This is a genomic window from Candidatus Thiodiazotropha sp. AKAK3, assembly GCF_058244645.1.
Genome location: NZ_JBSYOQ010000060.1, coordinates 1 through 7,667, shown reverse-complemented (window position 1 = coordinate 7,667; position 7,667 = coordinate 1). Strand labels below are relative to the sequence as shown.

Below are 7,667 nucleotides of genomic sequence, written 5' to 3'. Positions count from 1 at the left end.
CACATGAAACGCTTCGCGTACACCCTCTCCCCAACCCCTCTCCCGTAAAGGGAGAGGGGCTTTCAGAGTTGTTCTGAGAAGATTGAAAGTTAATGGGACATTAGCAGTGATGTGACATATTCACATTCATTAATTTAACTACGTTACATATAATCAACCAAAATAAACTGACAAAGCACCCAGTGAGACATACCTGGGATTAAGGCTGATTTACATAAGAAGAAAATTACTACAGCTATAACACTTCTGCTTTTTTTGCCCATGCTTTGCTGGCTGGCGTGAATATCTATATATGACAGGAGAGATGAGATGGAAAAGGCCGACCTACCCGATCTAGGGGATAAGGGTAACACCCAACACTACGGCAGAAAAAAATACCCACAAAAAGGCACTTCAGGTCTGGCAGTTGCCTATGTGCAAAATCTGCTTAATGCACGTATGCCCCCTCCCCCACTCTGGGTTGACGGCATCTTTGGACCAAAGACAGATTCCCGGGTTAAGCAATACCAGGCAAGCCGCAGATTGATGGTCGATGGCATTGTCGGACCAATGACACTGGCGAGTCTGGAGGCTGGCCCGCCGCCGATCCGTAAACGACCAAATGCAGGCAACATGGTAATACCGGCGACCGGTGGTGTTTGAAGCTTATTAAAAAAGCGACAATAGCAGGTTGACCTGTAATGGAGTCGTCGCAGAGCTCCGCCATACACAACCTGAATGATAAGCAATCCAAGTGGACACTCATCCAGATTGAGTTACTGGATTGTCAGCGCCTGTGCGGGATAATAACGAGCACTTGACCTGGCCGTATCTGCGCTGGGTTGGTGATTTGTGCAGCGTTATCCTGTGCGATCTGAGGCCAAAGGGAGGCATCGCCATAGACCCGCCATGCAATACCAGACAAGGTATCACCCTGAATCACATGGTAGTCGAAGGTCTCTGCACCGCTGTCCGGTGAGGTTGGGACATGAATCCATTGACCCTGCAGAATCATATCGGGGTTGGCGATCCACTCTCCGCCCATTCCAATCGACACCAATCTGTTGTGGCGCTCCATCAGGCGTGGCCAGGCAAAACTGTCACCATAGAAGCGCTGGGCAATCGACCACAAGCTATCACCAGGTCGCGCTATGTAGCGCAGTTGATCAGATTGGGCACCACCCGCAGCAGTCACATAAGCTAAATTTTTGGTCATCGAGCCAATGATCGCGTGCCATTGGCCTCCTGGCTCAAGATGATGCAGTAAGGCCAGTGCAGACTCGTATTGGGCTTCATTACCATCCATACCACTCGCCTCTGCAAAGGTGAACAGGCCATCGACCAGGGTTTGATATCGTTCGCCCAGGCGCTCGCGCGTCAAGAGGTCAGGATCGGTTTCCAACAGCCCGGTCAGTGCCTCAACAGCCAGCTCAGCTTCATCAGTTGAAAGATCCGAGATCACTAAATCGATATTGAAGTCGTCGAAACCAGTTGCGACCTCGGCGGCTGCGCTCTCGACTACCTCAACAGACTCCTCAGTATTCTCATAATCCGCGCTCTCTTCTTCTGGGTTCGGCTGATCTTCGGCAGTTTCAACTTCGATGGCTGCGTTCTCGAATCCTTCAACTAATACCTCTGCATCCTCAGAAGCAGCATTGTCCTCTTTTGGGATCATCTGATCTTCAGCAGTTTCGACTTCGCTGGATGGTGGCCCAACAATGACCACGTTTTTTTCGTTGGTGCCCTTATTCTCAGACACAGCATTCGGCCACAGAACCCAAGCTCCTATGGTACCGATCACCACCAGTCCGAATAGAACGAGGGGGATGGTCTTCGTCCGTTTGGGAGGGGGTGTAGTCATCGGGGCTGATGGGGCGCTGACCGTCGGCTCGGGAGGCGGTGGTGATGGCGGTGCTACCACCTGCGAAGGAGCGAGGTCGAACAGCCGTCCGTCCGGAGTACGCATGTGCAACGCAGGGGCGCCCCATTCGACCGGATAGCCCCGTGCGTAGAGAAAAGCACGGGCAGAACTGAGGGCCGCATCGACTGGTTGGCCAGCAGCCAGGTAGCGGTAGAAGTGTCGCGACAAGGCTATGGCGGCCTCATCGGGAATCGGAAACTGCATCGCAATTACAGCTGGAATCCCCCGTCTGATCAGACTTTGCGCCACGCCACCAAAGGGATCCCGGTTGGAGGCGGTGGCGCCCATGCAACTGTTTAGGAAGACCAGCCTCAGGCAGTCGCGGTAGTTACGCAGCAACACCGCCAGTTGCCGACCGGCGATGGTCTCAGCAGTGCCCGGGTGGCGGTCGGATTCGAGCACCAGCACACCTTCGTCATCCACAAAATCGCCATGGCCGATGAAGTGCAGCACATGTGGGCGATGTTTGAGTAGCGCATTGTCGAGCGTCTCCAGCGTGGTGTGCTCCAGTCGCAAGGTGGTAAGCACGCCAGTGGCACTCAGCTCTTCCAGGGCGCGATCCAGGTGCGCAAGCTCCTCGCCTATCGCCAGTTCGGGTCGGTCGGCTGGTGCAGCGATCACCATCAGCATGCGTAGCGGAGGTTCAACAGTAAGAGTGGGAGACGGCTCGTCCACGTCGAGCCAACGAACCACAGGCTTGAGGCGATCGGAAAAGAGGAAATCATCCTGCTTGGGACTGTATAGAAACTCCCATGGCAGACGCGCCAGCGCAGGGGCATCGGTGGTGTTGATGACAAAGCGCAGCCCGTCGCCTCGTTGCGGATCGATGCCACGCATACTCTCTTCCAGACTGTGACCAGCATCAGAACTGATCAAAGCGGCGTAGAGTGCTTCACCGATCTGGCGAGCGGCGGCTGCCCCCGGTAGTAGTGCGGGCGGGACATCGACCGATCCGGCACGTCGTGCCGATCCTGTGATTGTGCGGGCATTCGCCCACAGGGCAGTTTCGAGCCTGGCAGGATCAAGTGCGATGGAGGCACGCCCCTGCCTGCCAGAGGGAGCGTCCGGGACGCTCAGCCCATAACCACCACCGACATCACCATCAAAGTGTAACTGTAACGAGCGATAGCGCACCGCGCTGCGATCAGATTTGGGCGTTTCGATGGAGGTAGGCACTTCGACATGAGCTGATGTATCAGCACCATGCAAGCGCTCCCTGTCTTCAACTTCCATCACCACTTCCGCGGTGAGATTGCCTTCGGCCTGCATCAGCGTGAGTGCGCGAAGATAGGCGGGGATATCGGATAATGGCGTCTCAGCAACCAACACTGGCAGTACATGCCAGCCCGGTGTTGGCCACTTGCGAGCAGCGAGTTTGAGTTCCGTGCGAGTGTAGTGTCCCTTGGCCACGGCCTCGGGCGAAACCAGAAAGATGAACAGCTCAGCCGCATCAATGGCCTGACGAATGCGGTCGTCGAAACTGGTGCCGGCAAGCAGGTCTTCCCTGTCGAAGAACACCTCGTGCCCTACGGCCTGCAGTCGGCAACATAGGTCGTCGGCCAGTTCACGATAGGATGAGGCGTAAGAGAGAAAGATGTTCAAGGTCTCATGCACCGTGTCGGAGTATCTGTCTGAGTATAGCCGCTCAATGATAGGGTGCAGTTAATTGCATGTATTAACCCGGCGACTAAGTACGTCGTCTTCAGGGTTTCAAGCCTGCCCTTGATCAAGGCGCGGCTCGCGCTCCGCAGGAAGTGCCCTTGGGGTGCAGTCAATGGTTGTTCCCTTGTCAAGAGCCGCAACACCGAGCAAGGGCAGGCTTGAAACCCCTAACAATATGTTTTTAAAAGACAGGCACACTTCGGCTGAAGACAACATACTTAGTCGCCGGGTTAATAGTACAAAAAACCACGATGTAAAAATCAGTAAATATATATTCCAGGAATTGGAAAAGTAGAGCCGATATTTGAAAATACCCCTAATTTACATAGGCCTTTTCATATGAGCATAGCTACCTAAACTGTCAGCTTTAAGTGCAGTTAGTTAAAAAATATAATTCACTTGGATTGTAATTTTTGCCAATAGATTCTGCTGTTATCATCAGGATAGTTTTCGACCTCATTATTCATAATAACTCTAATTTTCTGAGAAACATGAACATCCAGCACGTATGATTACTACTAGTGTCCCATTAACTTTTAAGGTTATTGTGTTAACGAGTTAATTGTCGTTGGTTTCTCTGGCCGATAGTGATTTGATTACCTGTTTGGTGGGGGCAACTAAGGGGGGCTCGACTGCGCTCCTCAAGACCTTTGTTACCTTCCTGCACATATCGACTGATCCATTTATGAACTGTTGGTTGACTGACACCGTAATATCTCGCTAGCTCAAACTTGCTGAAATCACCACCCAGCCAATCGCTTATTAACATCATTTTTTGATCCATTGGGATCTCTCGTTTCCAGGGCATAGGTCTTTCCTCCTTACCTATGCATTATCTACCTGTAAACGAACTACCCGGTCTAGTTTGTAAACGATGTTACCGGTTTGTACCCTAGCTCCCCTCTCCCCCTGCGGGAGAGGGGTCGGGGGAGAGGGGGTATTCAACAACTGCATCAAATCCTTAATGCAAAACCTTTCCCGTCAAAGGATAGGATCTTGGAAACGATATCCCAATTACACACTTGCGTGCTTACCTCTGGGTGATTGAGAGTTAATTTGACACTAGCAGTGGAAAAACTCATTCATTGCCAGACAAGATTTATTGGGCCTCAATGCTAATCAAAAATCACAACACAAGAAGCGGGTCTGAATGGAGAGAGAATATTGAAATAATGGCTTAGTATTACTGAGCCAGGAATAGCACGGCCACCTTGGCACTTCTCTTTTTCCTGGGTAGAGTGTTCCCAGAACAGGTGCCACTTCAGGAGTAAATTGAATGAGCCAGCTCTTCTCCCCTTATGCCCTCGGTCGGCTGAATCTCGAAAACCGCATCGTCATCGCCCCCATGTGCCAATATTCAGCAATCGAGGGAGAGGCTACAGATTGGCACCTGATCCACCTGGGCCAACTGTCACTCTCAGGGGCAGCCCTGCTATTCATTGAGGCGACGGCGGTGACACCGCAAGGGCGCATCTCACTGAATGATCTCGGGCTATGGTCGGATGCCACTGAAAAGGCCCTTGGCCGGGTGATCCAAGGTCTGCGAAGCTATTCTGATATGCCCATCGCCATTCAGTTGGCCCATGCTGGACGCAAGGGCTCCACGGCTGCCCCCTGGAAAGAGAGTGGCCAACTGCCAATGGCGAGTGGAGGATGGCAGACATGCGCCCCCTCCCCCTTGCCTTACAGCGAGAGCGAGCGCTCTCCAGTAATGCTGGATCAGCAAGAAATGACAGAGATCCGACAGGCCTTCGTGGCTGCCGCCACCCGGGCCCACCGATTGGGAATCGAGGTAATCGAGATTCATGCCGCCCATGGTTATCTACTGCATCAGTTTCTATCACCCCTCTCTAATCTCCGCGATGACGCATATGGGGGATCACTGGACAACCGCCTACGCTTTCCACTCGAGGTCTTCGAGGCGGTGCGCAAAGCAATTCCGCAGGAGGTGCCAGTTGGCATCCGTATCTCGGCCACGGACTGGGTCGAGGGAGGATGGGATATCGAACAGAGTGTGGCACTGACCCAAGCATTGAAACAGCGTAACTGTTCCTTCATTCACGTCTCCAGCGGCGGACTCTCCCCGTCACAACAGATCCCGGCAGCACCAGGCTTTCAAGTGCCCTTTGCAGAACGTATCCGTCAAGAGACAGGCATGCCGACTATCGCCGTCGGTCTGATCACAGAACCCAAACAGGCTGACGAGATCGTCGCAGCAGGACAGGCTGATCTGGTTGCATTGGCCCGTGGCATACTCTACAACCCACACTGGCCCTGGCATGCAGCCGCCACTCTTGGTGACAAAATCACTGCTCCACCGCAGTACTGGCGATCACAGCCAATTGGTACTGATTCGATTTTCAAAACTCAGTAAAAAGTTCACTGCGGGATAAATATCCCCCACACGTTTGTGTCACTGCGTTCCTTTCGAACAAAGGAATCGAATTAAATCATCTCTCTCCTCTAAATAAGCATCAATCGGGGTATTTTTGAAAAAGAATTGAGAACACCCCAATTTTAAAAGCACTGAGATCTCTTGAAACAGATATCATGATTGCATCCCATTAGTACAAAATAGATATTTTGAATCTACAAATGATGGGTGTCCCGGAATTCCTGCGGAATTCCTGCAAGTATATCTGCTGTATTGCGCGGATTTGGTTCAGGCTCTAATCAGCCCAGTCGACTTGCACTCTATAATAAGTCGCTAGCATTACCGACATAAGCAAAATGCATCGCAAGAGAAGAGACTAACCTCTCATTCCGGCGCAAGCCGGAATGATGAAATAGCGAAGCTGTTAGCCCGTTTTATCGTTCGCTGATTTTCTTATACTGAGAAGCCCAATCAAACCAGAACCAAACAACCATACTGCTGCCGGCACTGGCACAGTTGTTGCGCTCCACACCCCCCATACAGCAGAATCATTTAGAGCAGTATCTGCATTAATACTTAATGGAGCAGATAATAATAACCCAGTCGTAATATCATTATTATTCGATATATGATTAGTTGCGGATGCAAAAACCAATCCAATTAAACCTGGTTCATTAGCAAGAATTGGGGCTTGAATAATACATTGCCTACTAAAAAATTGATCATTATTACATCCGTAAGTTAATTGAGGGTTGCTATCAAATTGACCTGACGGCCCATCTAACAACCCTTGTTCCATCAATCCAGAAAAAGCTGCAAATGCAGTTGCTGTATCCTGAAAAAAGAAATCTGTTCTTTCATCACAACCACCAAACAGTTCGACACAAGTACCTTCGACAAATGAAACATTATATATATTTTCATCAACGGTAATCCCCGAAATGCCCGTTAGATTATTTGTTAATGGATCGATATGTAATTCAGCCGCTAATGATGGTGTCGTATATAAATATCCAATAAATAATAATAATCCAATTATTTTCATTTCATTCTCCTAACACTCAATTTCAATACTCGTAAGGCCCATTAGAACAATCAAACTCTTTAAGTCTCTCCATTGCTTAATCTAATCCTTCTAGTACAGGTTCGAGCTTATCTCGAACTATCTAAAATTGAAAATTGACACAATAGTGCGCACACCTTCATTTAACTAATGTAGATGCCTAATGGCAAGAAGAAAATACTACAATTATTACAATGATCAATTAAAAGCCACGGCTGTTGCGTGGACATATTCAGGTCAGAGAAAGAGAAAATATATATAGTAAATAGGCTCTCGTTGCTTTACCGATTCCACCTCTTCTACAACTGCGAACGGAGGTATCAGTCGCTGAACAGAATCGAAGCAGAATCGAAGCAGAATCGAGGACACCCCAATTTTAAAATACTGAAATCACTTGAAACAGATAATATGATTGCATCCCCCCTACCCAACTACGAAACGATAATTATTTTTAGCTGCACTTTGGCCCTGAAACCAACACTTCTCCAGGGATTGTGCATAAGCCTTTATCCGATCAATTGCTCCAACTGCTGTAAAATATTCCCTACTATAGTGCTTTATACTTTTTACCCAGGAATTTGGGTTCAACTCCAATCGTTCAAGAATGGGTACTAATTCCTCTGGTACAGAGCCTTTCTTGTCATCACGTATCGCTCTACCCGTCCAAT

General features: G+C 49.8%; 5 protein-coding genes and 1 pseudogene. 2 read left to right on the top strand and 4 right to left on the bottom strand.

All coding sequences use genetic code 11. From position 1 onward, the window contains the following. The first annotated feature begins 309 nt into the window (after positions 1-309). A complete protein-coding gene (locus AC4IE7_RS15520) occupies positions 310-642 on the top strand; it encodes a peptidoglycan-binding domain-containing protein (protein ID WP_490777767.1) in 333 nt (110 codons plus the stop codon). A gap of 124 nt (positions 643-766) precedes the next feature. Here AC4IE7_RS15520 and AC4IE7_RS15515 read toward each other — a convergent pair whose 3' ends face one another. Together AC4IE7_RS15515 and AC4IE7_RS15510 are read right to left on the bottom strand one after the other, a co-directional pair. Beyond that, positions 767-3,514 carry a CHAT domain-containing protein gene (locus AC4IE7_RS15515; protein WP_490777766.1) on the bottom strand — a complete coding sequence of 916 codons (2,748 nt, stop codon included), beginning with the start codon at positions 3,512-3,514 and terminating at the stop codon, positions 767-769. 598 nt (positions 3,515-4,112) lie between these two features. Further along, on the bottom strand, positions 4,113-4,370 hold the full coding sequence (locus AC4IE7_RS15510; RefSeq protein ID WP_490777765.1) for a helix-turn-helix domain-containing protein: 258 nt from the start codon (positions 4,368-4,370) through the stop codon (positions 4,113-4,115). 468 nt (positions 4,371-4,838) lie between these two features. Here AC4IE7_RS15510 and AC4IE7_RS15505 point away from each other — a divergent pair, with 468 nt between their 5' ends. Beyond that, positions 4,839-5,936, top strand: a complete 1,098-nt coding sequence (locus AC4IE7_RS15505) for an NADH:flavin oxidoreductase/NADH oxidase (RefSeq protein ID WP_490777764.1) — start codon at positions 4,839-4,841, stop codon at positions 5,934-5,936. Between the two features lie 424 nt (positions 5,937-6,360). Here AC4IE7_RS15505 and AC4IE7_RS15500 read toward each other — a convergent pair whose 3' ends face one another. Then, a complete protein-coding gene (locus tag AC4IE7_RS15500; RefSeq protein WP_490777763.1) occupies positions 6,361-6,981 on the bottom strand; it encodes a hypothetical protein in 621 nt (206 codons plus the stop codon). Positions 6,982-7,422: 441 nt separating this feature from the next. Beyond that, positions 7,423-7,667, bottom strand: a pseudogene (locus tag AC4IE7_RS15495) (alpha-amylase family glycosyl hydrolase); the annotation flags it as partial.

What these genes read in the sequence shown, in the direction of transcription:
- AC4IE7_RS15520 (WP_490777767.1), top strand. Translation starts at nt 310, where the DNA reads ATGGAAAAGGCCGACCTACCCGATCTAGGGGATAAGGGTAACACCCAA.
- AC4IE7_RS15510 (WP_490777765.1), bottom strand. Translation starts at nt 4,370, where the DNA reads ATGCCCTGGAAACGAGAGATCCCAATGGATCAAAAAATGATGTTAATA.
- AC4IE7_RS15505 (WP_490777764.1), top strand. Translation starts at nt 4,839, where the DNA reads ATGAGCCAGCTCTTCTCCCCTTATGCCCTCGGTCGGCTGAATCTCGAA.
- AC4IE7_RS15500 (WP_490777763.1), bottom strand. Translation starts at nt 6,981, where the DNA reads ATGAAAATAATTGGATTATTATTATTTATTGGATATTTATATACGACA.